Raw genomic sequence first — 1,320 nt, 5'->3', positions numbered from 1 at the left:
GCACTGGCCTGCGCGCTGCTCGCGGTGCCGCTGCTGGCCTTGTCGCGCAACACGCTGCACCGGGCGTTCGCGCAGTGGCGCTGGCTCGCGAGCGTCGTGCTCGGCGCAGCGGCCTTCGCCGCGGCCTGGGCCTTCGCCCGCCACGGCAACGCCCCGGCGATGCTCGCACTGGCCAGCCTGCCGCACCTGCTGCTCGGTGGCCTGGCGGCGCGCCGCGGGCTGCTGCCGGCTTCGGCCACGGTGCTGCTGGCCGCCTTCGCTCTCGCTTCCTGGGCCGCCAAGGGCGCGGCGGGCACCGGCCCGCTGGCCGATGCCGCCACGCTGTCCGCCTGGCTGGCCACCCTGTGTGCCACGCCGCTGCTCGCCAGCGCCGTGGTGGGCCGCACCGCCACGCAAGAAGCGCGCTGGCAGCTGGCGCTCGATGCCGCCGGCGTCGGCACGCTGCAATGGGACCTGCGCAGCGGCCGCCTCGGCTATTCGCGCCGCTGGCTGCGCATGCTCGGCTACGGCAGCCTCGAGTTCGGCCACCGCATCGACGAGCTGCTGGCCCGCACCCACCCGTCCGACAGCGTCCGCCTGCTGAATGCGCTGCAGCCGCGCGGCCGCAGCGTGCCGTCCGCCGGCGAGCCGGATGCCTTCGAATTCCGGCTGCAGACCAAGGATGGCCGCTGGCTGTGGCTCGAAGGCCATGCCCGGGCCGTCGAATGGCAGCCCGATGGCACGCCACGGCGCGTGATCGCCACCGCGATCGACATCACCGACCGCCATGCCACCGAAGAGCGGCAGAACGTGACGACCCGGCTGTTCGAGTACCTGCACGAGGGGCTGATCATCACCGAYGCGGCCTGCCGGGTGCTGGACGTGAACCCTGCCTTCACGAAGATCACCGGCTTCTCGCGCGAGGAGATGCTCGGCGCGGTGCCCGCGCTGCTGCGCCCGGCCACCGACGGCGAGCCGGGCGCCGCGCAGCGCGCCAGCATGGCCGCCGCGCTCGAATCCACCGGCTCGTGGCGCGGCGAGATCATCGACCGGCGGCGCGACGGCGAGCTGTGCGCACTGCAGGTGACGATCTCCGCGATCCCCGGCCCCGATGCCGAACTGCGCCACCACGTGCTGGTGCTGTCGGACACCACGCAGGCCCGGTTGCACCGCGAGCAGCTGGAGCGCCAGGCCCACTTCGACGAGCTGACCCGGCTGCCCAACCGGGCCCGCCTCGCGCAGATGCTGCGCGACGCGATCCGCGCCAGCGAGCGCGACGGCTACCTGCTGGTGGTCTGCTACCTCGACCTCGACAACTTCAAGCCGGTCAACGACACGCAC

General features: G+C 73.6%; 1 protein-coding gene. It reads left to right on the top strand.

Annotated elements, in window-relative coordinates; genetic code table 11:
• Nucleotides 1–1,320 (top strand): PAS domain S-box protein (locus AC1D15_RS32655; RefSeq protein ID WP_477829330.1); only part of this gene is annotated, 1,320 nt, incomplete at both ends.

This window comes from Rhizobacter sp. P2_H2, assembly GCF_056403375.1.
Note: the sequence above shows the minus strand (reverse complement) of the source record. Positions and strands in the feature narration are given on the sequence as shown.